The organism is Stenotrophomonas sp. YJH_SMC_127, from assembly GCF_059372445.1.
Genome location: NZ_JCAFVO010000011.1, coordinates 21205 through 47666, shown reverse-complemented (window position 1 = coordinate 47666; position 26462 = coordinate 21205). Strand labels below are relative to the sequence as shown.

The following is a 26462-nucleotide window of genomic DNA, read 5'->3' as shown; positions in this document are numbered from 1 at the left end:
TTGCGGCGGCTCCGTAGAACGCGGCGTCGAGCATGGCCCGACGCTACAACTCGGTCAGACGCGCTTGAAGACCAGCGTGCCGTTGGTGCCGCCGAAGCCGAAACCATTGGACATCACCACGTCGACCTTGGCCTGGCGTGCTTCGTTGGGCACGTAGTCCAGGTCGCAGCCTTCGCCCGGCTGCTGCAGGTTGATGGTCGGCGGGATGACGTTGTCCTGCAGTGCCATCACCGAGAAGATCGCTTCCACGCCGCCGGCAGCACCCAGCAGGTGGCCGGTCATCGACTTGGTGGAGCTGACCATCATCTTGTAGGCGTGGTCGCCGAAGGCGGTCTTCATCGCCATCGTCTCGCCCAGGTCGCCCAGCGGCGTGGAGGTGCCGTGCGCGTTGAGGTAGCCCACCTGTTCCGGGGTCACGCCCGCGTCCTTCATGGCCATGGCCATGCAGCGCGCGGCGCCTTCGCCGTTCTCGCTCGGTGCGGTCATGTGGTACGCGTCGGAGCTGGCGCCGAAGCCGGCCAGTTCGCAGTAGATCTTCGCGCCACGTGCCTTGGCGTGCTCGTACTCTTCCAGGATCAGGATGCCGGCGCCGTCGCCCAGCACGAAGCCGTCACGGTCCTTGTCCCACGGGCGCGAGGCCTGTTCCGGGGCGTCATTGCGGGTACTCATGGCCTTCATCGCGCAGAAGCCGCCCACGGCGGTCGGCGACGAGCCACGTTCGGCACCACCGACCACCATCACGTCGGCGTCGCCGTACTGGATCATGCGCATCGCGGTGCCGATCGAGTGGTTCGAGGTCGCGCACGCCGACACCGCCGAGAAGGACGGGCCCTTCAGGCCGGTGATGATGCTCAGCTGGCCCGGCAGCATGTTGATGATGGTCTTGGGCACGTAGAAGGGCGAGATCTTCTTGCCCTCGTGGAACTCGATGGTCTGCTCTTCGATACCGAGCAGGCCGCCGATGCCGGCGCCGACGATGGCGCCGATGCGCTCGGCATTGGCGTCGGTGATCTCCAGGCCCGAGTCGTGCAGGGCCATGAACGAGGCACCGAGGCCGTAATGGATGAACGGGTCCATCTTCTTGGCATCCTTGCCGCTGACCCGGAACTTGCCGAACAGTTCATTGTCGGCGGTGATGTCGAATCCCTTGACCTCACCGGCAATCTTGGTGGTGAACCGATCCAGATAGGCATCAGAAACGTTGGTCAGCGGACCGATGCCCGAACGACCGTGGGTGATGCCTTCCCAGCTGCTGGCCAGATCATTGCCCAACGGCGAGACGATACCCAGGCCGGTTACGACGACGCGACGCTTCATTGCTGATTCTCCTGGCCCGGCTGATTTCAACGGGCAACGCGGTTTGCTTCGGTGTGATGCCCAAACACACGGGGCCGCAACAGCGGCCCCATGGGGTGCGGTGCGCGGCGAGCGTGGCCCGCGCGCGCACTGCCGTCTGACATCAGGCCTTGACGTGGGCCTTGATGTAGTCGATGGCGGCCTGCACGGTGCTGATCTTCTCGGCTTCTTCGTCCGGGATCTCGCACTCGAATTCTTCTTCCAGGGCCATCACCAGCTCGACGGTGTCCAGCGAGTCAGCGCCCAGGTCATCGACGAACGATGCGCTGTTGGTGACTTCTTCTTCCTTGACGCCAAGCTGTTCGACGACGATTTTCTTGACGCGTTCTTCGATGGTGCTCATGGGATCTCGCTCCAGATGGAGTTGTGGTTCAAAAGTGGTCGCCATCAAGGGCGATGGCCGTGGGATAGTGTAGTGGAAACCGGCGCGGCCTTGCATTGCAGCAAAAACCTCCGCAGATCAACCACTTGCGGCGCAATCCCTGCGCCCCTTGCTTACGGCATGTACATGCCGCCGTTCACATGGAGGGTTTCGCCGGTGATGTAACCGGCAGCCGGGCTGGCCAGGAAGGCCACCGCATGGGCGATGTCTTCCGGCGATCCCAGGCGTTCGAGGGCGATGTCGTTGATCAGCGCGGTGCGCGCTTCTTCCGGCAACGCCTTGGTCATGTCGGTGTCGATGAAGCCAGGTGCGACAACATTGACGGTGACGCCGCGCGAACCGATTTCCTTGGCCAGCGACTTGCTGAAGCCGATGATGCCGGCCTTGGCCGCGGCGTAGTTGGCCTGGCCGGCATTGCCGGTCACGCCCACCACCGATGCGATGTTGATGATGCGGCCCTTGCGCGCCTTCATCATGCCGCGCATCACCGCCTTGCTGGTGCGGAACACGCTGGTCAGGTTGGTGTCGATGATCGACGCCCAGTCCTCGTCCTTCATGCGCATGAGCAGGTTGTCGCGGGTGATGCCGGCATTGTTGACCAGGATCGAGATCGGGCCGAATTCCTTGGCGATGCCATCGAGCACGCTGTCCAGCGCGGCGGCATCGGTGACGTTCAGCGCGCGGCCGTGACCACCGTGGGCGGCCAGGCGTTCGCCGATCGCGGCAGCGCCGGATTCAGTGGTGGCGGTACCGATGACGGTGGCGCCCTGGGCGGCCAGCAGATCGGCGATGGCGGCACCGATGCCACGGCTGGCGCCGGTGACCAGTGCGATTTCACCCTGCAGGGGCTTGCTCATGATGTTTTCCTCAGGCTGGGGCGACCGCCGCACCCGTGCCGCTTGCCGCGGCCACCGGTACGGTCGGCAGGAACAGGGGGGATCAGGCCGACCATGCCTCGCGGGCGGCTTCGAAGTCGCCCGGCGTGGCCAGCGAACGGCCGTCGATGGCCTTGTCGATGCGCTTGACCAGGCCGGTCAGCACCTTGCCCGGGCCGCACTCGGCGATCCGGGTGACGCCACGGGCAGCCAGCGCCTGCACGCACCCGGTCCACTGTACCGGCTGGTACAGCTGCTGGACCAGCGCGGTGCGGATCGCGTCGATGCCGCTGTGCACCTGGGCGTCGACGTTCTGCACCACCGGCAGCTGCGGCGCGTGCCAGGACAGGCCGGCCATCACTTCGGCCAGGCGGTTGGCGGCTTCGCGCATGAGCGGGGTGTGCGAGGGCACGCTGACGGCCAGCTTGACCGCCTTGCGCACGCCCTTCTCGGCCAGCAGCGCCAGCGCACGGTCGACCGCGTCGGCGTCGCCACCGATCACGATCTGGCCCGGCGAATTGAAGTTGGCCGGCACCACCACCTGGCTGCCTGCCGCTTCGGCGCAGACGTCCAGCACCAGCTGGTCTTCAGCGCCGAGCACGGCGGCCATGGCGCCGACACCGGCCGGTGCGGCTTCCTGCATCAGCTGGCCGCGCAGGCGCACCAGGTGCGCACCGTCATGCAGGCTCAGTGCGCCTGCGGCAACCAGGGCGGTGTACTCGCCCAGGCTGTGGCCGGCCAATACCGACGGGCGCGGACCGCCCACGGCGTTCCAGGCGCGCCACACGCCGATGCTCGCGGCCAGCAGGGCCGGCTGGGTGTATTCGGTACGGTTGAGCATTTCCTCCGGGCCGCCCTGGGACAGCGCCCACAGATCGACGCCGGCACCATCGGATGCCTCGGTGAAGGCTTCACGCACCTGTGGGTGCAGTTCGGCCAGCTCGGCCACCATGCCCACAGACTGCGAGCCCTGGCCGGGGAAGACAAAAGCGAGGGTGGATACGGTCACGCGGTCATCCGCTTGTTGCAATCGAAGCGGGCCATGATAAGGGCGAATCCGCTGTGTCGTCTGTACGTGCGCGTATGCAGGCGTATGGAGCGCGACCGGGCAAGCGCAACGGGGTCAGATCCCTTTTCCGCAGGAAAAGGGATCTGACCCCTGTCAGCCATCAGCAGAACAGCTGCAGGACGTCCAGGTCGCCGTCGGCGAGGAAATCCACGCACAGGCCCACCAGCATCAACACGCCGGCGGTGCTGGCGCCGTGGGCGATGAAGATGGAATGGGCCAGCGCGCGCGCCGAACGGCCCAGCTTCATGCAGACCCGGGCCAGGCTGCGCAGGCGGCCGCTGACCGCATGCACGTGCTCGCGCACCGGCGCCTGAACGTCACCCATCGCCTCGGCCATCATCGCCTGCAGGTGCCCGGGGCGGTCGGCGTAGTACTTGGCCACGCCGTAACCGAACATCAGCCAGTCGCGGGCCTGCGCTTCGGACAGATCCATCACTTCCAGCGGATCTTCCTCGAAATCGATGAAGCCGACCTTCTCGCCATCCCATGTGAGGTTGCGCGGCAATGGCTGCCCGAAATAGGCGCCGCGGGCATGAGCTTCAGCAATGGCCAGCATCGCCGCCATCACCAGCTGATCGCGACCGGCTTCGTCGGCTTCGCGCAGGCAGGTATTGAACGAGCTGCCGTTGTCGCCGATCACCAGCGCGGCATGACCGGCGCCCAGTACGTCCGGCACGTTCACACCCTGCGCCTGCAGTTCCGCGAGGCGGCGGGCCTCGGTTTCGCGTGCGGCGTCGCCACCGCGGTGCGGCGGCGGGCGCAGCGCATCCAGATGGAAACGGCGCGCAACAAAATTGAGCAGGCCCAAGGCCATTGCCCGGCTTCCCTTGCCGTACTGCTTCAGCCAGGCACGTTGCCCTTCGATGACGATGGGCTCAACCATGACAGGTCCTCCTTAAACGCGTTACGGCCCCGGAGGGGCCGTAACGACAAGACTTCACATTGTCGTAACTTGCACTATCAATAGCGCAGCAGGGCCGAACCCCAGGTGAAGCCGCCGCCGAAGGCCTCCAGCAGCAGCAACTGGCCACGCTCGACCTTGCCCGAACGCACCGCGGCATCCAGCGCCAGCGGCACCGAGCCGGAGGAGGTGTTGCCGTGCTTGTCGACGGTCACCACGACCTGGTCCATCGACATCTCCAGCCGCTTGGCGGTGGCTTCGATGATGCGCAGGTTGGCCTGGTGCGGGATCAGCCAGTCCAGGTCGGACTTGTCCAGGCCGTTGGCAGCCAGGGTCTCGTCCACGACCGAGTCCAGCGCCTTGACGGCGTACTTGAACACGTCGTTGCCCTTCATGTTGATGGTGCCACCACCGTTGGCGCCGTCCTTGAAGCCGGTCGAAACGCCGACCGGGTTCCACAGCAGTTCCTTCTTGCTGCCATCGGCATGCAGGTGGGTGCTGAGGATGCCGGTGTCTTCGTCGGCCTTGAGCACTACAGCGCCGGCGCCATCGCCGAACAGCACGCAGGTGGTGCGATCGTTCCAGTCGACCATGCGGGTCAACGTTTCGGTGCCGATCACCAGCACGTGCTTGCAGTCGCCGGAGCGGATGAACTTGTCAGCCACGCCCAGCGCGAACACGAAGCCGGAACAGGCTGCGTTGACGTCGAAGGCGGGGCATCCGGCCACACCGAGCTTGGCCTGGATCAGGCACGCGGTGGACGGGAAAATGAGATCAGGGGTGGTCGTGCCGACCACGATCATGTCGAGCTGCGAGGCATCGATGCCTGCGGCTTCAAGCGCGCGCAGGGCGGCGTTGTAGCCAAGGTCGCTGGTGGTTTCGCCTTCGGCCGCGATGTGCCGTTCACGAATACCGGTGCGCGACTGGATCCACTCATCCGAGGTTTCGACCATTTTTTCCAGGTCGGCGTTGGTCAGGACTTTTTCCGGCAAATAGCTACCGGTGCCCGCGATCCTCGAATAGATCCGCTTGCTCATCATGTTTCCTGTTGCGCGGGCCGCCGATCACCGGCACGCCCGGGAAAGAAGGCAAAGGCCGCTGCCCGGAGGCAGCGGCCTTCCCGGCACATCAATCTTCTTCGACAGCCGAGGTCTTGGTCTGGATGACCTTCTTGCCGCGGTAGAAACCGTCGGCAGTGATGTGGTGACGCAGGTGCACTTCGCCGGTGGTCGGGTCGGTCGACAGCTGCTTGGCGCTCAGGGCGTCGTGGGCACGACGCATGCCGCGGCGGGACGGGGTGACACGGGATTTCTGCACAGCCATGGGATTGCTCCAAACTCGGTTCGATTTGCTTCGTCGTATCGTCGCGCAGGACGCCAGCGCCCAGCACACTTTCGCTTTCGCCGCAGCCGCCGACGACAATCCGGCTGCTATTGTTTCTTCAGTGCTGCCAACGCCGCAAACGGGTTGGCCTTCTTCGTTTCTTCTTCGCTCGGTGCCCAGTCCCTGTCGACTGCTTCACCGTCGGGCGACAGCGGCACCACGGGCACCGCCAGCACCAATTCGTCCTCGACCAGATCCAGCGGACGCAGCTGGCCGTCTTCCGGCACCAGCAACGCCTCGTATTCCTCCGGCAGGGACGATTCCTCGTCCTCGTCGCGGATCAGGCCAAGCCTCTGGGTCACCTTCACCGGCAACAGGAATCGCTGCATGCTGCGCTGACAGGTCAGCGGCAGCGCGGTGTCGATGGTCAGTTCCACATAGGATACCCGCAAGACGTCGTCGCGACCGAATTCAAGCGAGTAGACACACTCGCCGTCGGTATCTGCGACCAACCCCTGCAGGCGGGTCAATTCAGCCAGGGAGACCTGACCGTCGAAGCGCCTTCGCGCTACAACCATCCGCCAGGCATCCAGCGTTTCGGGCACGTTCGCGGACATAAGCCGCTGAATACTAAGGATCGCACCGCCCGCTGTCAAATGTCCGCCCTGCAGGACTTGCCGCTGGCGCCGCGGAGGGGCCAGACTGCCGCGCCCTGCCCCGGTATTGTCACATGTCACTGGTCCTGGCCTCCACCTCCCGCTACCGTCGCGAACTGCTGGAACGGCTGGGCCTGCCCTTCGACTGCGCACGCCCGGACGTGGATGAAACCCCTCTGGGCGCCGAGACCCCGCTGGCCCTGGCCACGCGCCTGGCCGCCGCCAAGGCCGCCGACGTGGCCGCCCGCCATCCGGGCGCCTGGGTGATCGGCTCGGACCAGGTGGCCGACCTGAACGGTCAGCCGCTGGGCAAGCCGGGCACGGTCGAGGCGGCCTGTGCGCAGCTGGCGGCAATGTCCGGACAGACGGTGCGCTTTCACACGGCAATCAGTCTCAGGCGGGATGGAGAATCCCTCGCCACCCTGGATCTGACCGAAGTACGCTTCCGCGTGCTGGACCCGCAGGAAATCATCCGCTACGTCGCCGCCGAGCAGCCGCTGGACTGCGCCGGCAGCTTCAAGTGCGAGGGCCTGGGCATCAGCCTGTTCGAGGCAATCGACAACCGCGACCCGACCGCGCTGGTCGGCCTGCCACTGATCGCGGTGTGCGGCCTGCTGCGCAGGGCTGGATTCGCGGTGCCGTGAACGGTAGAGCCGAGCCCTTGCTCGGCCGTCTTTTTTTTAGGCTGCCCGCCATCTGTAGCAGAAGCAGCCGAGCATCGGCTCGGCTCTACAGGACCAGGGGACCTCAACGAACTTCGAACGGCTGCTCCTGCCACGCCTCCACGCTGCCGTCGCGGCCGTGCAGGCGCAGGCCAAGCCAATGCCGCCCCGGCGCCAGCGTGGTGGTATCCAGCGATGCGTCGAAGCCCACCGCCGGATGTTGCGGATCGGTGCTGTCCGGCCAGGTGTGGCGGATGTCGAACATGCGCCCGTAGCGCGCATCGCCAATCGAATGGCCATCGACCAGCACTTCGATGCGCGCCAACCCCACGCCATCCTTGAATGCCCAGCCCTTGATGGCGAGCGTTCCGGAGACCTTCTCACCGTTGGACGGCGCATCCAGCCAAGCCATTGCCGGCGTCACGCAGGGCCCCTGCGCGCGCTGCACCGGCAGCTGGAACAGCAGGAAGCGCTGGAAACCATGATCGCTGCTGACCACGCGCGGCGCCGGCAACGGCCCCACCTGCTCGCAGATGGCGTGATAGCGCGCCAGCAGATCGCGGTAGCGCTGGTCGCTGGGTGACAGCACCAGCAGCATCGGCGCACTGCGCGGGCCTTCGTGCAGCAGGCCCCACTGTGCCAGCTGTGCGGTCCGCCCATGCTTGTCGTTGAGCGGATGCGGCAACACCTCGATATCACCGTTGCCCAGCTGGAAGCCCAGTTCGGCACCGACCTTGAAGTTGCCCGCCAGCACACGCGTGCCCGGCGGCATCTGCCGCAGTTCGTCGCGCACCGCCACGGCCAGCGGCTGCCAGCCGGCAAAGTTGCGCGGGTAGTACTTGCTGCCGGCCATCTGCTCGCGCAGCGCCGGCGTGGACGCCATCAGGTAGTAGCCGAAAGCCAGTACGGTGCCTGCAGCTGCCAGCCACCAGCCGGTGCGGCGCAGCCAGCGTGGCCAGCCGTTGAGGACCACCGGCACGGCCACCAGCAGCGCCAGGTAGCCCGGCAACGGCCAATGGAAACTGATCCGCTCGACATCGGTGAAGAAGCCCAGCAGGAAGATGCCCAGCGTCGACACCCCGCCCACCAGGCCGAAATAGCGCCATTGCACCCGCACACCACCACCGCTGCGGGTACCCGCCAGGGCGACCTTCCACATCGCGATGCACAGGATCGGCGTCACCAGCATCGGCTGGATCACCAGGAACCACAGCCCTTCCCACTCGAACGTCCACGGGTGGCGCTCGACCACCTGGAACTTCAGGCCGGCATCATGGTTGTCCGCATTCCACGCCAGCAACGGCAGCCAGGCCAGTACACCCACCGCCAGCGCCACCCATACGCGCGGGTCGGCCAGCATGCGGCGGCCCTGCGGCAGCGCCAGCAGCGCAATGAAGCCGACACCGATGACGCCAATGAAACGGTAGTGGCTGAGCGCACCGATCAGCAGGCCCAGCGCCAGCTTCATCGCCGACGACGCATCCACGTTGTGCAGCAGGCGCGCACCGGCCTGCAGGCAGATCACCGCCGCAAGCGCCATCGGCACATCCGGCACGGCCAGCAGGCCCAGCGTGGCCGACAGCGGCATCAGCAGGGTCAGGCTGCCCGCCTGCCACCCTGCGACGTTGCCAAACCAGCGCGTGGCGATGCGCACCACCAGCAACGGCAGCAACGCACCGATGGCCAGGAACGGCAGGCGCAATGCGAGCACGTGATGGCCACCGATTTCCACGCCCAGGCGTGCAAGCCATGCTGTCAACCCCGGCAGGTCGGAATAGGCGGCGGCCAGGTGCTGGCCTTCCTGCCAATAGAACGCCTCATCGACGAACAGCGGCAGGCGTGCAGCCACCACCAGCTTGGCCGCTGTGATCAGCGTCCATAACCAGAGAAATATTGCCCGTGCGCGCTGTTCGCCTTGCATTGCTCTATGGATAATCGAGTGGATTCCAGACCTGAGACGATCATGCCAGCCTCGTCCCCCAATCCCAGCATGCTAACCGATCAACTGCGCCAGGCCCTGCGGGAGGCACAGGATCAGGTGAACGCACTGGTACTGGGCAAGGTGCCGGAAGTCAGGCTGGCCTTTGTCGCCCTGCTTTCCGGCGGCCACCTGCTCATCGAAGATCTGCCCGGGCTGGGCAAGACCACGCTGGCGCATGCATTGGCCAGCAGCCTCGGCCTCAGCTTCCAGCGCGTGCAGTTCACTTCCGACCTGTTGCCGGCGGACGTACTGGGCGTATCGGTGTACGAGGCCGGCAGCCGCCAGTTCCAGTTCCACCCCGGCCCGGTGTTCACCCACGTGCTGCTGGCCGATGAGATCAACCGCGCACCGCCGCGCACGCAGAGTGCGTTGCTGGAGGCGATGGCCGAGCAGCAGGTCACCCTGGATGGACAGACGCATCCACTGCCCGATCCATTCTTCGTGATCGCCACGCAGAACCCGGTCGACCTGTCCGGCACCTTCCCGTTGCCGGATTCGCAGCTCGATCGTTTCCTGCTGCGGCTGGCGATGGGCTACCCGAGCGTGCAGGCCGAGCGCGAGCTGCTGCGTGGCAGCGATCGCCGCGACCTGATCGCCCGCGCGGTGCCGAAGCTGGATGACACCCAGGTGCGTGCGCTGCGTGAAGCCGTTGGCCAGGTACACGCCAGCGACGCGCTGATCGACTACGTGCAGGCACTGTTGACCCGCAGCCGCCAGCATGCCGGCGTACGCGTGGGCCTGTCACCGCGCGCCGGGCTGGCCCTGCTGCGTGCCGCCAGGGCGCATGCACTGCTGCTCGGCCGCGGGCATGTGGTGCCCGAAGACGTGCAGACCCTGTTCGTGGCAGTGGCCGGCCATCGCCTGGTGGCGGAGGCCGAATCCAGCTCCGGGCCGGCATTGGCGCGGGCGATCCTGCAGACCGTCGCGGTGGACTGAAGGTGGCCACACGCTGGGCACGCATGCAGCTGCTGGCACGCCCACGCAGGCCCGAAGCCCTGCCGCAGCGACTGGATCGCCATCGCATCTATATACTGCCGACGCGCTTCGGCCTGTTCGTCGCCACCCTGCTGTCGGCGATGCTGCTGGGCGCATTGAACTACAACAACAACCCGGCCCTGCTGCTGGCACTGTTGCTGGCCGCAGCAGCGATCGCCAGCGCCATTGCCGCGCACCTGCAGCTGTCCGGCATACAGATCGATGCAATCTCCGCCGAGCCGGTTCCGGCCGGGCACCCCCTGCGCCTGCGCGTGGACCTGTCGTTGCGCGACCCGCGCGCGCGCCACGGGCTGCACCTGCAGCTGGGCGCAAGCGAGGCGTGGGTCGCACTGCCTGCACACGGTCGCGGCGAAGTGGAGCTGGATGTCCCCAGCGAGCGCCGCGGCTGGCTGGAACTGCCGCGCATCCGCCTGTCCAGCACGCAGCCTCTGGGGCTGGTGCGGGCATGGTCGTGGGTGTGGCCGGAGCAGCCGCTGCTGGTTTATCCACTGGCCGAGGCACTGGCACCACCCCTTCCGGAAAGTGGCAGCGATCCACTGCACACCCGCGCCCATACCAGTGGCGACGAGCTGCACCAGCTGCGCCCCTATCGTGCCGGCGACGCCCCGCGCAGCATTGCCTGGAAACACTCGGCACGCCGCGACAGCCTGCTGGTACGCGAATACGAGAAGCCGATCGGCATCGAAGTGGTGCTGGACTGGCGCACGCTGGCGCCGCTGGGCCATGAAGCACGCATCGCGCGGTTGGCACGCTGGGTCGACATGGCCGAGCGCGAAGGCCGGCGCTACACGCTGCTGCTTCCAGCCCATCCCCCGTTCGGGCCCGGCCAGGGCGCCAGCCACCACCACCTGTGCCTGCGCGCACTGGCGCTGATGCCCCATGACTGAGCCTGCCGTCCTGCTCGATCGCAACGCCCGCAGCTGGACCCTGGCCAGCGCAGCGCTGGCGCTGCTGCCACTGCTGCTGCAGCTGCCGCCGGTGCTGGCCGTCGTGATCGCGATCACCGCCGTGCTGACCGCTGCGCTTTCCTGGCGGCGGGTGCTGCCGATGCCGGTGCGCCTGCTGCTGGTGCTGGCCATGCTCGCCACCATCGTCTGGCAGATGGGCATGGTGCGGCCGGGGCGTGATACCGGCTGTGCGCTGCTGGCGGCGATGCTGGCCATCAAATCCAGCGAACTGCGCAACCTGCGTGATGCGCGCAGCCTGCTCGGTTTCGCGCTGTTCTCGCCGTTCGCGGCCTTCCTGCTCGACCAGGGCCCGCTGACCACGGGACTGGCTGCGCTGGCCGCGGTTGCCGCACTGCTGGCCCTGCAACGCCTGGCCCAGGACGAGGGCCGCAGCCCACGCCTGCCACTGCACGGTCAACTGCGCGGCGTCGGCCGCCTGCTTGGCATCGGCCTGCCGCTGGCACTGGCCTGCTTCTGGTTGTTCCCGCGCTTGTCCACGCCGTTGTGGGGCGTACCCGAACGAGCGGTGGGTACGCCCGGCCTGGCTGACAGCATGGCGCCGGACCAATGGCTGGACCTGATGGCCGACGATACCCCGGCGCTGCGCGTGCAGTTCTTCGGCGCGGTGCCCGAGCCCACGCAGCGCTATTGGCGCGGCCCGGTGCTGACTTCCTTCGATGGCCACCGCTGGAGCCGCGATCGCGCGACGGCCCGGCGCCCCGCCCCCGTGGTCGAAGCCACCGCACAGGGATGGGACTACCAGATCGACTACGAACCCACCGACCGTCGCCTGCTGGTGGCCCTGGACCTGCCCAGCCGCGCACCGGAAGGCAGCAGTTTCGATGCGGACATGAGCCTGCGCAGCGACCGCACGCTGTCCGCGCTCAGCCGCTGGCGGTTGCATTCGGCGCCTCCGCAACGGTTCGACACCGATCTGTCGCCCTACCTGCGCCGTGCCGCGCTGCAGCTTCCCCCCGGCTTCAATCCGCGCACCGCCCAGCTGGCACGGCAATGGCGGCAGGAGGCCGGCAACGATGACGAAGCCATCGTCCGCCGAGCGCTGCAGTGGATCACCCGCGACTTCTCCTACACGCTCGATACCCCGGTGGCCGGGCGCGATCCGGTCGACGATTTCCTGTTCAACTACAAGGCCGGCTTCTGCCAGCACTTCAGCTCGGCCTTCGTGGTGCTGATGCGCAACGCCGGCATTCCGGCCCGGGTGGTGACCGGCTTCGCAGGTGGCACCCGCAACCGCATCGGGGACTACTGGGTAGTGCGGCGCATGGACGCCCACGCCTGGGCCGAAGTCTGGCTGCCCCAGCGCGGCTGGGTCCGGGTCGACCCGACTGCGGCCGTGGCACCGGAACGCATCCTGGACACGCTGGACGACCGCTTGCAGGCCGGCACGGACACCCCGCTGCAGCAGCGCTGGCTGCAGCTGGGGCAGATGGGTGACTGGCTGCGCCGTGGCTGGAACGACCTGGTGCTTTCCTTCGACGCACGCCGTCAGCAGCAGCTGCTCAGGCCGTTCGGGCTGGATGATCTCGGGCCGGCGCAGCTGGTGGCCGGCTTCGTGGTCGCCGCACTGCTGGCATTGGCATGGATGGCCTGGCTGCTGGCCCGCGGCGAGCGCGAGCGCGACCCGCTGCTGCGCGCCTGGCACCGGCTGGGGCGGCGCTATGCACGCCTTGGCCTGGCCCGCGTACCCCACGAGACGGCATGCGACTGGTCACGACGGGTACACGCCGTGCGCCCCGACCCCGCCCTGCTGGCACTCAGCCAGCGTTTCGCCGACGCGCGTTACGCTGGAACTTGCACCGACCTCGCTTCATTATTGCGGGACCTGCGCAGGCATCGCCCGACTTCCGGAGCCTCCCCATGAACACCAAGTTCCTCCTCACCGCTGTGGCCACGCTGGCCCTGTCGGCCTGCGCCACGGCCCCCAAGCCGCTGCAGGGACAGTTCAGCCTGGTCTCCCCGCGCGACTCGGTCGCCACCCAGCAGGTCGGCACGCCGGTCCGATGGGGTGGTCGCATCATTGAGACCAAGCCCGGCCAGGGCGAGACCTGCTTCCAGATGATCTCGCGCCCCCTCAACGCCAGTGGCCGCCCGAACACCACCTCGTCCGACGCCAGCGACGGCCGCTTCATTGCCTGCCGCGCCGGCTTCTACGACCCGGCCGTGTTTGAAGCCGGCCGCGACGTGACCTTCATCGGCAAGATCGACGGCTACCAGAACACCCGCATCGGGGAGTACGACTATCGCCTGCCGAAGCTGTCGGCCGATGTGATCTACCTGTGGCCGGAACAGCGCCAGGTCGATGTGGTGCCCTACCCCTATGGCCCGTGGGGCCCGGGCCCGTATGGCCCGTACTGGGGTGGTTACGGCCGTTGGGGCTGGTGGTGATCGCCACCGGCCATGCGTGATCGAAAAAGGCCGCCTTCGGGCGGCCTTTTTTTCATCCACGCATCGCATGGATCCACTGCGGGCAATGGTGGATGCCAGGCGCTCAGCGCCCCGGCGTACCGAAATGCCCCAGCGGCGCACCGGCCAGCAGGTGCATGTGGATGTGGAACACGGTCTGCCCGGCATCCTCGCGGCAGTTCATCACGATGCGGTAGCCGTCCTGCGCGAACCCTTCGCGGCGCGCATATTCGGCGGCAGCCAGGGCAAGCTTCCCGATCAGGTGCGCCTGCGACGGCTGCAGGTCGTCCAGGGTCGGGATGATCTCGTTCTTCGGAATGAACAGTACGTGCACCGGCGCCTGCGGTGCGATGTCCTTGAAGCCCAGCACCTCGTCGTCCTCGTAGACGATGGTGGCCGGGATCTCGCGACGGATGATCTTGCTGAAGAGGGTTTCGTTGCTCATGGTCGGCCTCGGCGGGAGTGTCTTCCGCATTGTAGGCCGGCCGCGCCGGGCGATGCCCGGGTGGCGCTCAATCGCGGAATTCGCTGCGCGTTCCGAACGCGTGCGACAGCGTGCCGCGGTCAACGTATTCAAGCTCGCCACCGAGCGGCAGGCCCTGTGCCAGGCGGCTGGGCTGCACCTTGCGCGCGCGCGCCAGCTGCGCCAGGTAGTGCGCGGTGGCTTCGCCTTCGACGGTGGCACTGGTGGCGATGATCAGCTCCTGCACCTCACCGTCGGCCAGACGCTGCTCCAGCTGCTCCAGGCCCAGCTCGCGCGGGCCGATGCCATCGAGCGGCGACAGCCGGCCCTGCAGCACGAAGTAGACACCGCGGAAGCCGGTGGCGTTTTCGATGGCCAGGCGGTCGGCCGGCGATTCGACCACGCACAGCTGGCTGCGCTCGCGGCTGCTGTTGGCACAGGTCGGGCACAGCTCGGTTTCGCTGAAGTCGCGGCACTGCGCGCAGTGGCCGATGCGCTCCACCGCCAGCGCCAGGGCTTCGGCCAGTCGCTGGCCACCTTCGCGCTCGCGCTCGAGCAGGTGGTAGGCCATGCGCTGTGCGGTCTTCTGGCCCACGCCAGGCAGCACCCGCAGTGCGTCGATCAATTGTTCAAGCAGGGGTGCGGACACGGCGGCATGCTTTCATGGCGTCGAGCAGGCTCGACAGCTACAGATTCTGTGGCACCCGCTTGCACGGGTGCCACGCTGGCAATCAGAACGGCAGCTTCATGCCCGGCGGCAGCTGCATGCCGGCGGTGGCCGAACCCATCTTCGACTTCGACTCGGCGTCGATCTTGTTCGAAGCGTCGTTGAAGGCGGCGGCGATCAGGTCTTCCAGCATCTCCGGGTCGCTGGTCAGCGACGGGTCGATGCGCACCTTGCGGCATTCCTTGGCACCGGTCAGGGTCACGCTGACCATGCCGCCGCCGGCACTGCCGGTCACTTCGATCTTGGCGATTTCTTCCTGGGCCTTCTGCAGGTTTTCCTGCATCTTCTGGGCCTGCTGCATCAGTTGGGCGATGTTTCCGCGCATGGTGTCTTACTCGTCAAAAGAACGGATGGAATCGGAAACAACCCGCGCGCCGTGCTGTTGGATCAGCACCTGCACTTCCGGGTCGTCCATGAAAACGGCCTCTGCCACCTGCTGCCGCTCGCCACGCTGGCGGTCGGCCCGCTGATGCAGGGTCTCGGCCGGAACGTGTTCGGTTTCCACGGTCTCGACCACGATCTTCGGCGCCTGGCCGAGGGCCTTCTGCAGCATCTCGCCCAGGGCAGCCAGCGCGCGCTCCGAGCGCAGGTATTCAAATCCGGGCGAAAGGCCCAGTTTCAAGGTCCCGTGCTGGCAGCTGATGAACGCGGCGTTGGCGGCGAGCTGTCGCGAGGGGCCGCTCAGGCCGCTGTTGGCGACCAGGTCCAGCCAGTCTTCGGCCGTGGCCAGCTCGCTGACACCTTCCTGCGGCGCGGCGGCATGCGCCGGGGCCGGCTTGGCATGTTCGGCCGGCGCAATGGCAATGCCTTCGGCGCGGAACGGGCGCTCGGGCGGCGCAGGCTCGCTGGGAGCCGCGACGGGAGCCGGCGGTTCGTGCCAGGGCGCAGCCATGGCGGCGTCCGGGCCGGACATCTCGGCCGCCAATGCCTCGTCACGCGCCTCGGCTTCGTCAGTGGCCCACGGCGGCAGGTCGTCGCCTGCCTCTGCAGTGACGGCAGGCGCCGGCACCTGTGGCTCAGCCTTCACCGGCGGCGGCGACACGGGCTCTTCCACCGGAACCGGCTCGGGCTCCGGCGTCGGATCTGGTTCCGGTTGCGGGGCCGGTTCGGGCTCGGGTTCAGGTTCGCGCGGCGCGGCCTGCACCGGCGCGGCTGCCTGCGCCGCTACCGCCGGGCTGCCCGAAGCGGCAGCAGCGGCCGGCGTCGCATCGCGGCTACCGGTACCGGCGCCACCACCGGCAGCGTTGCCACCCGGCGTGCCGCCCAACGCACCGTCGACGGCCTTCGGCACCGGCGGTACCGCTGCGGCTGGACGGAACGCCAGCATGCGCAGCACGGCCATTTCAAAGCCCGCGCGCGGGCTGGGTGCCAGCGGCAGGTCGCGGCGGCCATTCAGGGCCATCTGGTACCAGAGCTGCACCACTTCCGGGCGCAGGCGCTCGGCGAATACGGCGACATCCAGACCTTCCGCCGCGGCAGCGCCCGGCACCAGCTGCTGCACCTGGATGCGGTGCAGCCCTTCGGCCAGCGCTTCCAGCACACCACTCCAGTCCGGCGAGAACTCTGCCAGCGCGGCTACCACCTGCAGCAGGCGCGGGCCATCACCGTCGGCCAGCGCATCGAGCATCGCCGCCACCTGGGTGCGGTCCACGGTACCCAGCATGGTGCGCACCACGTCCTCACGCAGCGCGCCGCCGGCATAGGCGATCGCCTGGTCCAGCAGTGACAGGCCGTCACGCAGGCTGCCATCGGCGGCCTTGGCCAGCTGCACGATGGCGCTGCCATCGGCCTCGATCGCTTCCGCCGCCAGGATGCGGGTCATCTGGCCCTGGATCTGGTCTTCATCCAGGCGCTTGAGGTTGAACTGCAGGCAGCGGCTGAGCACGGTGACCGGCAGCTTCTGCGGATCGGTGGTGGCCAGCAGGAACTTCACATGTTCCGGCGGTTCTTCCAGCGTCTTCAGCAGCGCGTTGAACGCCGCCTTGGACAGCATGTGCACTTCGTCGATCAGGTAGACCTTGTACTTGCCGCGCGAGGGCATGTACTGCGCGTTCTCGATCACCTCGCGCACGTCATCCACACCGGTGTTGGACGCGGCGTCGATTTCCAGCAGGTCGATGTAGCGGCCGGCGTCGATGTCCAGGCAGGCCGCGCACTGGCCGCACGGGTCGGCGCTGGTGCCCTGCTCGCAGTTCAGCGACTTGGCGAAGATGCGCGCGATGGTGGTCTTGCCCACGCCGCGGGTGCCGGTGAACAGGAACGCGTGGTGGACCCGGCCGCTGTCCAGCGCGTTGCTGAGCGCACGGACCACGTGTTCCTGGCCCACCAGCTCGGCGAAACGCTTCGGACGCCACTTGCGGGCAAGGACGAGATAGGACATCAGGCCACCGTTTTCCATCGGATGTTCCATTGTGCCATGCCTGTCCAGCCCCCTCGCCAACGATGCCGCTGGATGCGCCCCTGATCAGGGTGCTTGTGTCCGGCCGCGCCGCCCGCTAGAATCTGCGCCCCTGCTGAGGCGTTTGCCGATGGCAGGGATCCGGAGAGGTGTCCGAGTGGTTGAAGGAGCACGCCTGGAAAGTGTGTAAGCGTCTAAACCGCGCTTCGGGGGTTCGAATCCCCCTCTCTCCGCCAGACAAATGAAGAAGCCGCCCTCTGGGCGGCTTTTTTATTTGGCTGGCGGAGAGCATCGGGCGAGAGAAGCCCTGCCGGGGTTCGACGGTTCTGCAGGAGCAGAACCGGACCGCCGAAGGCGGGTCCCGGGGCGCAGCGCGCACCGGGATCGGGTGCATGGATGCACCCGACAATCCCCCTCTCTCCGCCGGCCTCTCCCCGCCCCTGTCGGGGCAGCCCTCAACAGAGGGGCTTGTTGCTCCAGATCCATCAATGGGTTTCCGCCGTGCGGGGATGCCTGGTCGACCGTCCCGCTTCCACGTTCGATGGCCGTCCAACGACAGGATCTGCCCCACGTCGTGGCACCCCGCGCTTCCTGTCCACGCCCTGACCACTGGCCGTGCCGTGGCGATGCAACGACACGCTGGCACTCACTGCCTGTTGCTATGCTCGGGCCACAGGGGATTGATGCCCGCTATCGGGCCGGATGAGGAACATCAACATGCGGTATTTCATGACGAAGCTAGTGATCACCTCCGCCTTGCTGATCGGCAGCGGCACCGCAGTCGCACAGGGCGGCGGTGCGGCGCAGTTCGGCGCACTGGGAGGCACGCATGCAGGCAATGCCCTGGCGTGCGGCGCAACCCCGGAACAGGCCGCCAAGCTGCGCGCAAGCCACAAGGCACAGGCAAAAACCGTGTTCGGCGCCGAAGCAGGCTTCGACCAGGCCTATGACACGGCCGAAGCGCAGACACAGAAGAAGATCACCGATGCCTGGAAGAAGGGCCAGTACAAGCCCACCAGCGAAGTCTGCAACGAACTGATGAAGCAGGTGCGTTCATGACGCAGAAGCACGGATCGACGATGTCCGCAGTGCGCGCGAGCCTGTTGGCCGCCAGCCTGGTACTGGCACTGGGTGCCTGCAAGCGCGCTGGCGAAGCGCCTGCAGAGGGTGGCGCTTCCTCGGCCGCACCTTCCAGCACCGCAGCCGAACCATCACCGCAGGCGGCTGCGGCCACGGATGGAAGCCAGAAGGCCGCAGCGTTCAATGTTGCCGAGCTGCCCGTATCGCAGGCAACGATCGGCAGCTTCCCTTATCTCGGACTGCCGCAGGGCTACACCAGCCAGGACGTCGTAGACAGCGAATTCGATCGCGTACCGTTCTGGACCGGCGATCGCGTGGAATGGATTGAAGGCAAGGTTCATTCTTCGGTCCTGCAGAGCAGCAGCGATCACCCTTATTCGCAGCTGGAGCTCAGCCGCAATGTACAGAGCCTGGTCGAGGCCCTGGGGGGCAAGCGCATTTTCTCCGGCACCATACCGGCCGATGCATCGCGTGACATCGGCAACAGCAAGGCGGCGACCACCTATGTCGGCGGCATCGGCGACATCTACAACGAACCCGCAGAAACCTATGTCATCCATCGCGAAGATCGCGATATCTGGATCCACCTGGGCTCGGGTGGAAACTCCGGCGGCCTGCTCGTCGCAGAGACAAAACCGGTGCAGATCACGGCCAAGGTCATTGAAGCGGACACGCTGAAACAGGCACTGGACAGCAGTGGCAAGGTATCCATCCAGGTGAACTTCGCAACCGACGCCGCCGAGATCCTGCCCGATTCGGAACCGCAGATCGCACAGGTCACCCAGCTGTTGAAGGCCGACCCACAGCTTCGCCTTTCCGTTGAAGGACACACCGACAACAGCGGCAGCCAATCGCACAACCAGACGCTCTCGCAGGCGCGTGCGGAGTCGGTGCGCACGCGTCTTGTCGGCGGTGGAATCGCAGCCGAACGCCTGAGCGCGAAAGGCTATGGGCAGAGCCAGCCGGTCGCCGACAACGCAACCGAAGAAGGACGTCGCGCCAATCGTCGCGTGGAACTGGTCAAGCGCTGATATCACCACGACGTTACTGCGTTGAAGCGCTCCGGAAAAAGCACATGCCCTGCATGTGCTTTTTTCTTTTCCGCGCCGCACGGTCATTTGTTTTGCCGCGGATGCAACGAGATAAAAACACGCGGATCTCTCATCCCATTCGAACAAGAAGCAGGCCGTGCACGCGCCCTCTGTAGCGCGCCAATATTCCGGCACCACAAGCCGCCTGCGTGACACAAATATGTCAGTTAAGTGTTAATTTCCTTAACGAAAAGCGGTGCATCTAGCTCAAATTTGACGTGATTATGTGCAGACAATTGTTAATCTGCAATGTGCATCACATTTTCAAATATTTCATTGCATATCGGAAAAACCTGACTTGTATCGTCAATTTTCTGTCGATAGGCTTGGCCCCGTTCTCGAACAAGCGACAAATTTTCGACGAACCAGGGTGTGAGCTTCCTGTCTTTACCTCGCCCTGCCATTAATCAGGATCCCCCAGCGGACACGCCGAATATCCCGCACACCCGGGAGGATTCCTGCCATCAAGGAGGAAATACATGGAACGCAGCCGTCGTCACATCCGTTTTTCCCGTAAGCAGGCCGGTCAGGGCATGACCGAGTACATCATCATCACCGCGCTGATCGCCATCGCCGCGATCGGAGCCGTCACCTTCTTCGGAGGCACGGTTCGCAGCCAGGTGGCAGGCATGTCGAAAGAACTTTCCGGCCAGAGCGCGACGCAGTCGATCAACCGCGCCAAGAACCAGGCCAACAGCGCCCAGCAGGAAGCTGACAAGACCAAGGGCATGGACGCGTACAAGAACAAGTAATACCCCAGCCCTGGCGGCATGAAGCCGCCAGGGCCCTCCCAGCATAATCTCCCTGCGCGCACCGCACGCGGCGCGCGACGGGCAGCCATGGCCTCCGGCCCAGGAATTCGTTATGCGCAGCGCATTGGCTTTGGCACGAAGCCGTGCGGCCCGGGGCGTTTCCAGCCACCGAACGGTCGCCGGCCAAGCAATGGTTCTCGGGTTGGCACTGATTCTGGTTCTATGCATCGGGATTGTCCTGCTGTTCAACACAGGGCAGGTGGTGAACAAGAAGGTGGAGTTGGTCAATGCGGCCGACGCCGCCGCCTACAGCGTTGCGATCCAGCAGGCACGCGCACTGAACTACGCGGCCTACATGAACCGTGCCCGCGTTGCCAACGAAGTGGCCGTGGCACAGACGATCAGCCTCTATTCGTGGCTGAACCAGATGCACACCACCTCCATCGTCATCCGCACCACGCTGGATGTGCTCTCCGCCATTCCCTACATCGGCGTGGTGTTCAAGGCATTGGCAACCGCCTTCAAGGTCGCCGAACGCATTCTCAAGGTCACCCGCCAGGCGTTCCAGCCTGTCGCGCAGGCGGCCATCATCGCCATCGACAAGCTCAACATGATGTTCGCCGCCTCGGTGCAGCTCGTCATCGAGGGCGTATCGCGGCTGGACAGCTACACCATCGCCAAGGATGTGCTGCAGCGGAACTCACCGCAGGCACAACTGGGCACCATCGGAACCGCGGTGCTCGGCACGCAACTGGCCACGGCCGAGAACCGGCTGCTGCAGCGCTACAGCATTCCCCGTACCGCCAACGGTGGCTCGGCCACGCAGCGCCAGGGCGCCGACCGCTTCCGCAATGTGGTGATGCAGTCGCGTGATGGCTTCAGCAAGAGCCGCAGCGATGATTTCCTCGGCTTCCTGGTGCAGTCCGGCGGCACCGACATGGTCGACTACAACCGATGGGCAGCGCTGGACACCATGGCCGTCGAGCTTCCGCTGCCATGGCCGCTTTCCGATATCGATATTCCAGTCGGCTGGGGCGGTGCGCAGGCCGTGGAAAGCTATCGCAACCAGCGCTTCCTCAACGGCTTCGGCAACGGCAACGGCTGGTACTCGGACTGGGACCGCCGCCGCTACCGCCCGTATGGCGAAGCGGTGCGCCGCAATCGTGGCGCGGCGTGGATTGTCGACCGCAGCCAGGATGCCAACGTGCGCTTCGCCAATGGCCAGCATCGCAAGGCCTTCTTCACCGGCTACAACGGCCTGCGCGACTATCACGACGTCAAGGCCGGGCAGGCACTGCAGCCCTACGCCGAGAATGATCGTGACCGCGACAAGGTCGGCCCGGTCTTCACCATCTATGCCGAGACCGCCGGCACCAGCGCGCGCACCACGTCCGGCGCCGGCATCGGCGCCCCGGCCGGCTCGCAGATGGAACTGCCGGACAGGATGGCCAACAACAAGATCGCCGCACTTTCCTCCGCGCAGGTGTTCTTCGACCGCCCGGTGCAGCTGCGCATGTTCAGCCGCGATGACCGCAAGCGTGAAACCGGAAACCTGTTCAGCCCTTACTGGCAGGCACGACTGGTCAAGACCGATGCCACCACCAAGGCTGCCCTGGCGGCAGCCGGAGCCTTGATGCCATGACGTTTGCTGTTTTCAATCGCCTGCACCTGTCGATCGCCACACTGCTGATCAGCGGCTGTGGCAGCGCGGCGGACAACGGCGAGCCCGCCGCTGCCAGGAACATGCCGGGCATCCATCTTGACCAGATTGCCGAAACCCTGGTGGATGGACGCAACGCGGCGCGCACCAGCTACCAGCAGGCACTGAGCGACTGCCAGGCGGCAGGATTGCCGACCCGCGCACTGGATGACGCCGATGTCGCCCGCCTGGGAACCGTTCGTTACGAAGCCTGGCTTTCCAGCAAAGAGGAAGTGTTCCGTACCCGCGAGTGGCGCCTGCTCAACGATGGCCCTGCGACCAGCTGCCAGTTCCGGCTGGAGGCTACCGGCCTGCAGGAGACCCAGAGCGCCTCCGGCGTGGAGCAGGTCGATCTGGCAACGGGAGAGCGTAGCCAGTCCCCCGCCGACAGCGACGGGCTCACCCGCTTTGCCGCCGAAGCCGACGAAGGCAGCGCCTCGCCGGGCTTCCAGCGCGCGGGCAACCGCAGGGTCGCTGGCCAGCCGTGCAACGTGTGGAAGGACGAGAATGGACGGTTCAGCCAGTGCGTGTGGTCGGCTGGTGCCAGCTGGGGCTTCACCCCCGGTGCACTGAACGACTACCGGCCGAGCCGCTACGCCATTGTCCTGGAGCAGGAACCCCTCGACGGCAATGGCACCCGCCTGACCACGCAGCGCATGACGGTGGGCCAACCCTTTGAACGCGGCGACCTCGAGGTACCGAGCGAACCGTCCTCCCAACGATGACCTGCTGAGGTAGCCATGGACAGGGAACGCCCATTCCGCGGCGCGCGTCGCCAGCGCGGCCAGAGTCTCACCGAAGTCGCCGTGCTCTGCGCCGTGCTGGTGCCGATCTTCCTGCTGATCCCGATCCTGGCCAAGTACATCCACGCCCGCCAGGCCACCCAGCAGGCCGCGCGCGCGATCGCCTGGGAAGCCACCGTATCGCCGGACTACAAGCTGCCGGCCAGCGGCCGCCAGCGCGATCTTGCCGTCGACCGCTATTTCGGGCGTGCCAACGATCCCATCGTCAGCCAGGCGCAGACCGGCGCACGCGATGCCGCCGTCGGCGACGTCCTGATGAATACCTTCTCCAACCAGCCGCTGGTGCGGCGCGGTGACCTCGCCCTGGTCTCCTACACCAGCACGTCGGCAGGCGGCTTGATGAAGAAGATCGGCGACGTGACCTCGATGTTCGGTTCGTTCCCGCCCAACCGCAACGGCCTGACCCAGGCCCAGCTGCGGTTGGATGTGCAGGATCTGAAAAGTGCCAACGGCAGTGCTGCCGCCTATCTGGAACCCTTCGATTCGCTGGGCCTGAAGCTGCAGGCCACCCATGTGGTGCTGGCCGACCCCTGGAATGCAGCCGGTTCCGGGCTCAAGGTCAACTCGTCACGCTCGGTGATCGCGCAGGTCAGGCCACTGGTGCCATCCCAGCACATGGCGGGCATCGCCAAGGCGTTTGACGGCCTCTCCGGCATCCCGATGATCGGGACGCTGAGCAGGCTTGATCCCGGTTACATCGCGCCCGACGTGGTGCCTGTCGACAAGTTGCCTGCCTATGCGCCGTCGCGTTGACCTGCTGGCGGCACTGGCCGCGCTGCTGTTCGCCTGGCCTGCGCTGGCCGCGTCCTGGCCGGACATTCCCGAGCCCGAGGGCGCGCAGAGCGAGTGGGTGGCCAAGGACATGCTCTACAACGGCCTGCCCATGCGCATCTCGCGCTTCACGTCCGCATTGCCGGTGTCGTCCATCGTCAGCTACTACAACCGCGAATGGCCCGGGCAGACCGTGATCAACGAGGTCGGCGGCAAGACCGTGATCGGCCACGCACACGGCGAGTACTACGTGACCATCGAGGTATCGGCCAAGGGCAGTGGCAGCCAGTCACAGATCGGCATTACACGCCTGCTCAAGCGCAAGCCCGATGCCGCGGCCGGCGCCGATTTCCCGAAACCGTCCGGGACGCAGGTGATCAATGACATCACCTACCTGGACACGCCCGGGCGCAGCCTGTCCATGGAAAGCACGCTGTCTCCGTTCCAGACCGATGCCTTCTATGCCAGCCGCCTCCCTGCGGACGGCTGGAGCCGAAGTTCCGGCCCTGCGGGGTGTTCGATGATCGCGCTGCAGTGCGTTGTCCGCTACAGCAAGGGCAGCCAGGAAATGACCATGACCTTCAACCGGCACGAGCAGGGAACCTCGATTGTCGTCAACCAGTCGCAGCACTGAGACCACCGCCATGAGAAAACGCATTCCCCCGTCCCTACGCCGCCAGCGCGGGGCCGCACTGATCGAGTACGCCGTGGTCGCTTCCGTCGGTGTCCTGGTCCTGGTCGCCGAGCCGAACATCGTGCTCGAGCTGATCGATTCACTGCGCAAGGCGTACCAGGGGTTCACCTATATGCTGTCGATGGGAGTCGTATGAAGGCGCTCCCGCTGAAAGCCAACCGCAACGTCGTCTTCATCATCATCGCCCTCGCGCTCGGCCTGTTCGCGGCCCTGGTCGCCGTGCGCTACGTGCAGAAGGCAGTGAACGAGCGTGCCGCTCCGCCGGTGGAAATGGTGCCGGTAGCCGTGCCCAAGACCGACATGGAGCCGGGCAGCATTGTCACCGTTGCCGACCTTGCAGTGCGCGAAGTCCCCGCCGACCTGCCGCCTGCCGATGCGATCACGCCGGACAATGTGTCCGAATACAGCGGCCGCATGCTGCGCGCGCCGATCCGCGAAGGTGCACCGCTGGGTGCCAGTGCACTGGTACCGCTGTACGACCAGTTCTCGCGCGTGATCGCCAAGGGCAACGTGGGCTACACCCTCCAGGTGGACGAGACGAACTCGATCTCCGGCATGATTGCTCCCGGAGATCACGTCGACATCCTGCTCACCGTCGAGCAGGAACAGACCGGTGCCCGGGTGCTGCCGCTGCTTGAGGACATCAACGTGCTGGCAACCGGCAACCGCGTCGGCGAAACGCCGGCCTCGGAAGACCAGCAGGGCTATTCGAACATCACTCTGGAACTGACACCGGCACAGGCGCAGCGACTCACGGTCGCCGCCAAGGCCGGTTCGATGCGGGTGATGCTTCGCCAGGTGGAGGATCGTGGTGCGTTCGGCCTCAGTGGCATGACGCAGAGGGAACTGCTCGGCAACGGCACGCAGGGTCGTGCTGGCGTGCAATTCATCATTGGGGGCAAAGGGTCGACGAATGCGCAGCAATAATGGAATCCGCAGCCTCATCGCCGCCACTGCGGCCATCGCTGTTGTCACTTCGCCACTGCTGGCCGTGGCACAGACCACCGGCACCCAGCTGACCCCGGTACCGGTCATGGCCGCACCGCGCCCTGCTGTCCAGGCGCAACCGCAGCCCAGCACCAACCATGCACCGGTACCCGGTGGGCAGAGCGCCTTCCCGGCGCCGGTTCCCGATCCCGCCTATCGCACCAGCGCGTCGGCCATGCCCGCGGTGCCACTGCCCACCCGCGCCCGGATCTATGCCGGCCAGGCCGCCGTCTACACGCTGCCCAGCGGGCTCAAGCGCGTGGCCGTCGGTAGTGGCGAGATGCTCGAGGTCACCAACGTCGGCCCGCGCGACCTGATCATGATGGGCATGAAGCCCGGCTCCACCACGGTTCACCTGTGGCTGCAGAACGGCAAGCAGCTGCAGGTGCAGGTGGACATCTCCGAGAACGATGCCGTCAGCCTGGCCGAGACCATCCGTACCCTGCTGGCCGACGTGGAAAAGATCAATGTGCATGCGGTCGCCGACCGTGTGGTCATTACCGGCCAGGACATCAACCCGGGCATCGGCAGCCGCATCGATGCGATACAGAAGATCTACCCGACGGTGTTGAATTTCACTACCGCCGACCCGGTGGGCATGCGCCCGATGGTGCAGATGGACGTGAAGATCATGGAATTCGACACCAATGCGCTGGAAGAACTCGGCATCCAGTGGGACAACGTCATCCGTGGCCCGGTGGCGGGCATCGTCAAGGATTTCACCAACAACAACTACTACCGCATCAACCCCGAGCAGAGCCCGGCCAACGGCGTGCTGCTGCCGAACAAGCTGCAGGGAACCCAGGCCTTCTTTGGCATCGCCACGCAGATCGGCTCGGCGATCAACCTGATGATGAACAAGGGCAAGGCGTTCCTGCTGGCCTCGCCCCAACTCAGCGCCCGCAGCGGCGGGCAGGCCAAGTTCCTGGCCGGCGGCGAAGTGCCGATCCCGGTTCCGCAGGGCTTCGGCCAGGTCACCGTCGACTACAAGGAATACGGCATCAAGCTCGACATCGAGCCCCTGGTCAACTTCAACCAGGACATCTCCACCCGCATCCTGGCTGAGGTCAGCCGCGTCGATCCGACGGTGACCGTGCAGGGCGTGCCTGGCTTCACCACCCGCCGCACCGAGTCGGAAATCAACGTCCACGCAGGGGAAACCATCGTCATCTCCGGGCTGATCGACTCCAGCGCGCAGCAGGATGCCAAGCGCCTGCCGCTGCTGGGCGATATCCCGATCCTCGGAAAGCTGTTCCGCTCCGATGGCTTCCGTGGCAATCGTACCGAGCTGGTGATGTTCGTTACTCCGCGCGTGGTGACGCCGGGCTCGCAGGAAAACCTCGATGGCCTGGAGCGTGCGCGACAGATCCAGGAGCGCGGCCAGCAGGCCATGCCGCGCAGGAACAAAGATTTCGTGCAGTGACC

At 66.1% G+C, this 26462-nt stretch carries 29 protein-coding genes and 1 tRNA gene; 16 read left to right on the top strand and 14 right to left on the bottom strand.

What is annotated here, in order from left to right; translation table 11 throughout:
* Positions 1-54: 54 nt before the first annotated feature.
* The 8 genes from fabF to AC5QAB_RS18745 all read right to left on the bottom strand — a co-directional run bounded on the left by fabF (position 55) and on the right by AC5QAB_RS18745 (position 6523).
* Positions 55-1317 (bottom strand): beta-ketoacyl-ACP synthase II, encoded by a 1263-nt coding sequence (fabF, locus tag AC5QAB_RS18780; protein ID WP_049471064.1) that lies wholly within the window; start codon positions 1315-1317, stop codon positions 55-57.
* Between the two features lie 142 nt (positions 1318-1459).
* A complete protein-coding gene (acpP, locus tag AC5QAB_RS18775) occupies positions 1460-1699 on the bottom strand; it encodes an acyl carrier protein (protein ID WP_005415509.1) in 240 nt (79 codons plus the stop codon).
* 152 nt (positions 1700-1851) lie between these two features.
* On the bottom strand, positions 1852-2595 hold the full coding sequence (gene fabG, locus AC5QAB_RS18770) for a 3-oxoacyl-ACP reductase FabG (RefSeq protein WP_005408312.1): 744 nt from the start codon (positions 2593-2595) through the stop codon (positions 1852-1854).
* 82 nt (positions 2596-2677) lie between these two features.
* Positions 2678-3622 carry an ACP S-malonyltransferase gene (gene fabD, locus AC5QAB_RS18765; RefSeq protein WP_032958546.1) on the bottom strand — a complete coding sequence of 315 codons (945 nt, stop codon included), beginning with the start codon at positions 3620-3622 and terminating at the stop codon, positions 2678-2680.
* Between the two features lie 160 nt (positions 3623-3782).
* Positions 3783-4565 carry a BUD32 family EKC/KEOPS complex subunit gene (locus AC5QAB_RS18760; RefSeq protein WP_049404890.1) on the bottom strand — a complete coding sequence of 261 codons (783 nt, stop codon included), beginning with the start codon at positions 4563-4565 and terminating at the stop codon, positions 3783-3785.
* Positions 4566-4642: 77 nt separating this feature from the next.
* Entirely contained in the window at positions 4643-5620 is a 978-nt protein-coding gene (locus AC5QAB_RS18755) for a beta-ketoacyl-ACP synthase III (RefSeq protein ID WP_014646186.1), read from the bottom strand.
* A 91-nt stretch (positions 5621-5711) separates the two neighbouring features.
* Positions 5712-5906, bottom strand: coding sequence for a 50S ribosomal protein L32 (gene rpmF, locus AC5QAB_RS18750; RefSeq protein WP_004154640.1), 195 nt, complete (start codon positions 5904-5906; stop codon positions 5712-5714).
* A gap of 107 nt (positions 5907-6013) precedes the next feature.
* The gene (locus AC5QAB_RS18745) at positions 6014-6523 is read right to left on the bottom strand and encodes a YceD family protein (RefSeq protein ID WP_164166527.1); all 510 of its coding nucleotides are present in this window, start codon (positions 6521-6523) and stop codon (positions 6014-6016) included.
* Between the two features lie 113 nt (positions 6524-6636).
* Between AC5QAB_RS18745 and AC5QAB_RS18740 the strand changes: the two genes are divergently transcribed.
* On the top strand, positions 6637-7206 hold the full coding sequence (locus tag AC5QAB_RS18740) for a Maf family protein (protein ID WP_014646184.1): 570 nt from the start codon (positions 6637-6639) through the stop codon (positions 7204-7206).
* Between the two features lie 103 nt (positions 7207-7309).
* On the opposite strand, the gene AC5QAB_RS18735 is transcribed toward AC5QAB_RS18740, so the two are convergent.
* Positions 7310-9145 carry a glycosyltransferase family 39 protein gene (locus AC5QAB_RS18735; protein ID WP_197606096.1) on the bottom strand — a complete coding sequence of 612 codons (1836 nt, stop codon included), beginning with the start codon at positions 9143-9145 and terminating at the stop codon, positions 7310-7312.
* A gap of 42 nt (positions 9146-9187) precedes the next feature.
* On the opposite strand from AC5QAB_RS18735, the gene AC5QAB_RS18730 reads away from it, so the two are divergent.
* The 4 genes from AC5QAB_RS18730 to AC5QAB_RS18715 are packed head-to-tail and all read left to right on the top strand — an operon-like array spanning position 9188 to position 13554.
* Positions 9188-10141, top strand: coding sequence for an AAA family ATPase (locus tag AC5QAB_RS18730; protein ID WP_032958559.1), 954 nt, complete (start codon positions 9188-9190; stop codon positions 10139-10141).
* 23 nt (positions 10142-10164) lie between these two features.
* Positions 10165-11088 carry a DUF58 domain-containing protein gene (locus tag AC5QAB_RS18725; protein ID WP_495233571.1) on the top strand — a complete coding sequence of 308 codons (924 nt, stop codon included), beginning with the start codon at positions 10165-10167 and terminating at the stop codon, positions 11086-11088.
* On the top strand, positions 11081-13030 hold the full coding sequence (locus AC5QAB_RS18720) for a transglutaminase TgpA family protein (RefSeq protein ID WP_495233549.1): 1950 nt from the start codon (positions 11081-11083) through the stop codon (positions 13028-13030). The genes AC5QAB_RS18725 and AC5QAB_RS18720 overlap by 8 nt, the downstream gene beginning before the upstream one ends.
* Positions 13027-13554 (top strand): Slp family lipoprotein, encoded by a 528-nt coding sequence (locus AC5QAB_RS18715; protein WP_014036182.1) that lies wholly within the window; start codon positions 13027-13029, stop codon positions 13552-13554. The genes AC5QAB_RS18720 and AC5QAB_RS18715 overlap by 4 nt, the downstream gene beginning before the upstream one ends.
* Before the next feature lie 103 nt (positions 13555-13657).
* Here the strand turns inward: AC5QAB_RS18715 and AC5QAB_RS18710 are convergent, their stop codons facing one another.
* The 4 genes from AC5QAB_RS18710 to dnaX all read right to left on the bottom strand — a co-directional run bounded on the left by AC5QAB_RS18710 (position 13658) and on the right by dnaX (position 17160).
* Positions 13658-14017, bottom strand: a complete 360-nt coding sequence (locus tag AC5QAB_RS18710; RefSeq protein WP_014646179.1) for a histidine triad nucleotide-binding protein — start codon at positions 14015-14017, stop codon at positions 13658-13660.
* Between the two features lie 67 nt (positions 14018-14084).
* Positions 14085-14684, bottom strand: coding sequence for a recombination mediator RecR (recR, locus tag AC5QAB_RS18705; protein WP_014646178.1), 600 nt, complete (start codon positions 14682-14684; stop codon positions 14085-14087).
* An 82-nt stretch (positions 14685-14766) separates the two neighbouring features.
* Positions 14767-15087: a YbaB/EbfC family nucleoid-associated protein gene (locus AC5QAB_RS18700; protein ID WP_005408298.1), complete on the bottom strand. Its 321-nt coding sequence runs from the start codon at positions 15085-15087 to the stop codon at positions 14767-14769.
* 6 nt (positions 15088-15093) lie between these two features.
* The gene (gene dnaX, locus AC5QAB_RS18695; RefSeq protein ID WP_495233548.1) at positions 15094-17160 is read right to left on the bottom strand and encodes a DNA polymerase III subunit gamma/tau; all 2067 of its coding nucleotides are present in this window, start codon (positions 17158-17160) and stop codon (positions 15094-15096) included.
* A 143-nt stretch (positions 17161-17303) separates the two neighbouring features.
* Here dnaX and AC5QAB_RS18690 point away from each other — a divergent pair.
* Together AC5QAB_RS18690 and AC5QAB_RS18685 are read left to right on the top strand one after the other, a co-directional pair.
* A tRNA-Ser gene (locus AC5QAB_RS18690) sits at positions 17304-17396 on the top strand.
* Between the two features lie 493 nt (positions 17397-17889).
* Entirely contained in the window at positions 17890-18219 is a 330-nt protein-coding gene (locus tag AC5QAB_RS18685; RefSeq protein WP_126411778.1) for a hypothetical protein, read from the top strand.
* 152 nt (positions 18220-18371) lie between these two features.
* Here AC5QAB_RS18685 and AC5QAB_RS18680 read toward each other — a convergent pair whose 3' ends face one another.
* On the bottom strand, positions 18372-18581 hold the full coding sequence (locus AC5QAB_RS18680; RefSeq protein WP_238381416.1) for a hypothetical protein: 210 nt from the start codon (positions 18579-18581) through the stop codon (positions 18372-18374).
* Here AC5QAB_RS18680 and AC5QAB_RS18675 point away from each other — a divergent pair.
* From AC5QAB_RS18675 to AC5QAB_RS18635, 9 genes are all read left to right on the top strand, one after another.
* Positions 18555-19271 (top strand): OmpA family protein, encoded by a 717-nt coding sequence (locus tag AC5QAB_RS18675; RefSeq protein ID WP_230374590.1) that lies wholly within the window; start codon positions 18555-18557, stop codon positions 19269-19271. The two genes, AC5QAB_RS18680 and AC5QAB_RS18675, sit on opposite strands and share 27 nt — an antisense overlap.
* A gap of 539 nt (positions 19272-19810) precedes the next feature.
* Positions 19811-20083, top strand: coding sequence for a hypothetical protein (locus AC5QAB_RS18670; protein ID WP_014036176.1), 273 nt, complete (start codon positions 19811-19813; stop codon positions 20081-20083).
* 112 nt (positions 20084-20195) lie between these two features.
* Positions 20196-21725 carry a pilus assembly protein TadG-related protein gene (locus AC5QAB_RS18665; protein WP_227864258.1) on the top strand — a complete coding sequence of 510 codons (1530 nt, stop codon included), beginning with the start codon at positions 20196-20198 and terminating at the stop codon, positions 21723-21725.
* Positions 21722-22507, top strand: coding sequence for a hypothetical protein (locus tag AC5QAB_RS18660; protein ID WP_197561576.1), 786 nt, complete (start codon positions 21722-21724; stop codon positions 22505-22507). Before AC5QAB_RS18665 ends, AC5QAB_RS18660 begins: the two co-directional genes overlap by 4 nt.
* A 15-nt stretch (positions 22508-22522) precedes the next feature.
* Entirely contained in the window at positions 22523-23338 is an 816-nt protein-coding gene (locus tag AC5QAB_RS18655; RefSeq protein WP_197561577.1) for a TadE/TadG family type IV pilus assembly protein, read from the top strand.
* Positions 23322-23990: a hypothetical protein gene (locus AC5QAB_RS18650; RefSeq protein WP_014646172.1), complete on the top strand. Its 669-nt coding sequence runs from the start codon at positions 23322-23324 to the stop codon at positions 23988-23990. The genes AC5QAB_RS18655 and AC5QAB_RS18650 overlap by 17 nt, the downstream gene beginning before the upstream one ends.
* A gap of 10 nt (positions 23991-24000) precedes the next feature.
* Entirely contained in the window at positions 24001-24186 is a 186-nt protein-coding gene (locus AC5QAB_RS18645) for a hypothetical protein (protein WP_014646171.1), read from the top strand.
* Positions 24183-24977, top strand: a complete 795-nt coding sequence (gene cpaB, locus AC5QAB_RS18640) for a Flp pilus assembly protein CpaB (protein ID WP_014036170.1) — start codon at positions 24183-24185, stop codon at positions 24975-24977. Before AC5QAB_RS18645 ends, cpaB begins: the two co-directional genes overlap by 4 nt.
* Positions 24964-26460 carry a type II and III secretion system protein family protein gene (locus AC5QAB_RS18635; RefSeq protein ID WP_069117568.1) on the top strand — a complete coding sequence of 499 codons (1497 nt, stop codon included), beginning with the start codon at positions 24964-24966 and terminating at the stop codon, positions 26458-26460. Before cpaB ends, AC5QAB_RS18635 begins: the two co-directional genes overlap by 14 nt.
* Positions 26461-26462: the final 2 nt, after the last annotated feature.

Bases quoted from the DNA above. Each gene is read 5' to 3' on its own strand.
- rpmF (WP_004154640.1), bottom strand. From the start codon at position 5,906: ATGGCTGTGCAGAAATCCCGTGTCACCCCGTCCCGCCGCGGCATGCGT.
- AC5QAB_RS18735 (WP_197606096.1), bottom strand. From the start codon at position 9,145: ATGCAAGGCGAACAGCGCGCACGGGCAATATTTCTCTGGTTATGGACG.
- AC5QAB_RS18660 (WP_197561576.1), top strand. From the start codon at position 21,722: ATGACGTTTGCTGTTTTCAATCGCCTGCACCTGTCGATCGCCACACTG.
- AC5QAB_RS18720 (WP_495233549.1), top strand. From the start codon at position 11,081: ATGACTGAGCCTGCCGTCCTGCTCGATCGCAACGCCCGCAGCTGGACC.
- AC5QAB_RS18725 (WP_495233571.1), top strand. From the start codon at position 10,165: ATGCAGCTGCTGGCACGCCCACGCAGGCCCGAAGCCCTGCCGCAGCGA.
- AC5QAB_RS18680 (WP_238381416.1), bottom strand. From the start codon at position 18,581: ATGAACCTTGCCTTCAATCCATTCCACGCGATCGCCGGTCCAGAACGG.
- AC5QAB_RS18665 (WP_227864258.1), top strand. From the start codon at position 20,196: ATGCGCAGCGCATTGGCTTTGGCACGAAGCCGTGCGGCCCGGGGCGTT.
- AC5QAB_RS18715 (WP_014036182.1), top strand. From the start codon at position 13,027: ATGAACACCAAGTTCCTCCTCACCGCTGTGGCCACGCTGGCCCTGTCG.
- AC5QAB_RS18745 (WP_164166527.1), bottom strand. From the start codon at position 6,523: ATGTCCGCGAACGTGCCCGAAACGCTGGATGCCTGGCGGATGGTTGTA.
- AC5QAB_RS18670 (WP_014036176.1), top strand. From the start codon at position 19,811: ATGGAACGCAGCCGTCGTCACATCCGTTTTTCCCGTAAGCAGGCCGGT.
- AC5QAB_RS18655 (WP_197561577.1), top strand. From the start codon at position 22,523: ATGGACAGGGAACGCCCATTCCGCGGCGCGCGTCGCCAGCGCGGCCAG.
- AC5QAB_RS18700 (WP_005408298.1), bottom strand. From the start codon at position 15,087: ATGCGCGGAAACATCGCCCAACTGATGCAGCAGGCCCAGAAGATGCAG.
- AC5QAB_RS18685 (WP_126411778.1), top strand. From the start codon at position 17,890: ATGACGAAGCTAGTGATCACCTCCGCCTTGCTGATCGGCAGCGGCACC.
- cpaB (WP_014036170.1), top strand. From the start codon at position 24,183: ATGAAGGCGCTCCCGCTGAAAGCCAACCGCAACGTCGTCTTCATCATC.
- AC5QAB_RS18755 (WP_014646186.1), bottom strand. From the start codon at position 5,620: ATGAGCAAGCGGATCTATTCGAGGATCGCGGGCACCGGTAGCTATTTG.
- fabG (WP_005408312.1), bottom strand. From the start codon at position 2,595: ATGAGCAAGCCCCTGCAGGGTGAAATCGCACTGGTCACCGGCGCCAGC.
- dnaX (WP_495233548.1), bottom strand. From the start codon at position 17,160: ATGGAAAACGGTGGCCTGATGTCCTATCTCGTCCTTGCCCGCAAGTGG.
- acpP (WP_005415509.1), bottom strand. From the start codon at position 1,699: ATGAGCACCATCGAAGAACGCGTCAAGAAAATCGTCGTCGAACAGCTT.
- AC5QAB_RS18730 (WP_032958559.1), top strand. From the start codon at position 9,188: ATGCCAGCCTCGTCCCCCAATCCCAGCATGCTAACCGATCAACTGCGC.
- AC5QAB_RS18710 (WP_014646179.1), bottom strand. From the start codon at position 14,017: ATGAGCAACGAAACCCTCTTCAGCAAGATCATCCGTCGCGAGATCCCG.
- AC5QAB_RS18760 (WP_049404890.1), bottom strand. From the start codon at position 4,565: ATGGTTGAGCCCATCGTCATCGAAGGGCAACGTGCCTGGCTGAAGCAG.
- fabF (WP_049471064.1), bottom strand. From the start codon at position 1,317: ATGAAGCGTCGCGTCGTCGTAACCGGCCTGGGTATCGTCTCGCCGTTG.
- AC5QAB_RS18740 (WP_014646184.1), top strand. From the start codon at position 6,637: ATGTCACTGGTCCTGGCCTCCACCTCCCGCTACCGTCGCGAACTGCTG.
- AC5QAB_RS18650 (WP_014646172.1), top strand. From the start codon at position 23,322: ATGCGCCGTCGCGTTGACCTGCTGGCGGCACTGGCCGCGCTGCTGTTC.
- AC5QAB_RS18635 (WP_069117568.1), top strand. From the start codon at position 24,964: ATGCGCAGCAATAATGGAATCCGCAGCCTCATCGCCGCCACTGCGGCC.
- AC5QAB_RS18645 (WP_014646171.1), top strand. From the start codon at position 24,001: ATGAGAAAACGCATTCCCCCGTCCCTACGCCGCCAGCGCGGGGCCGCA.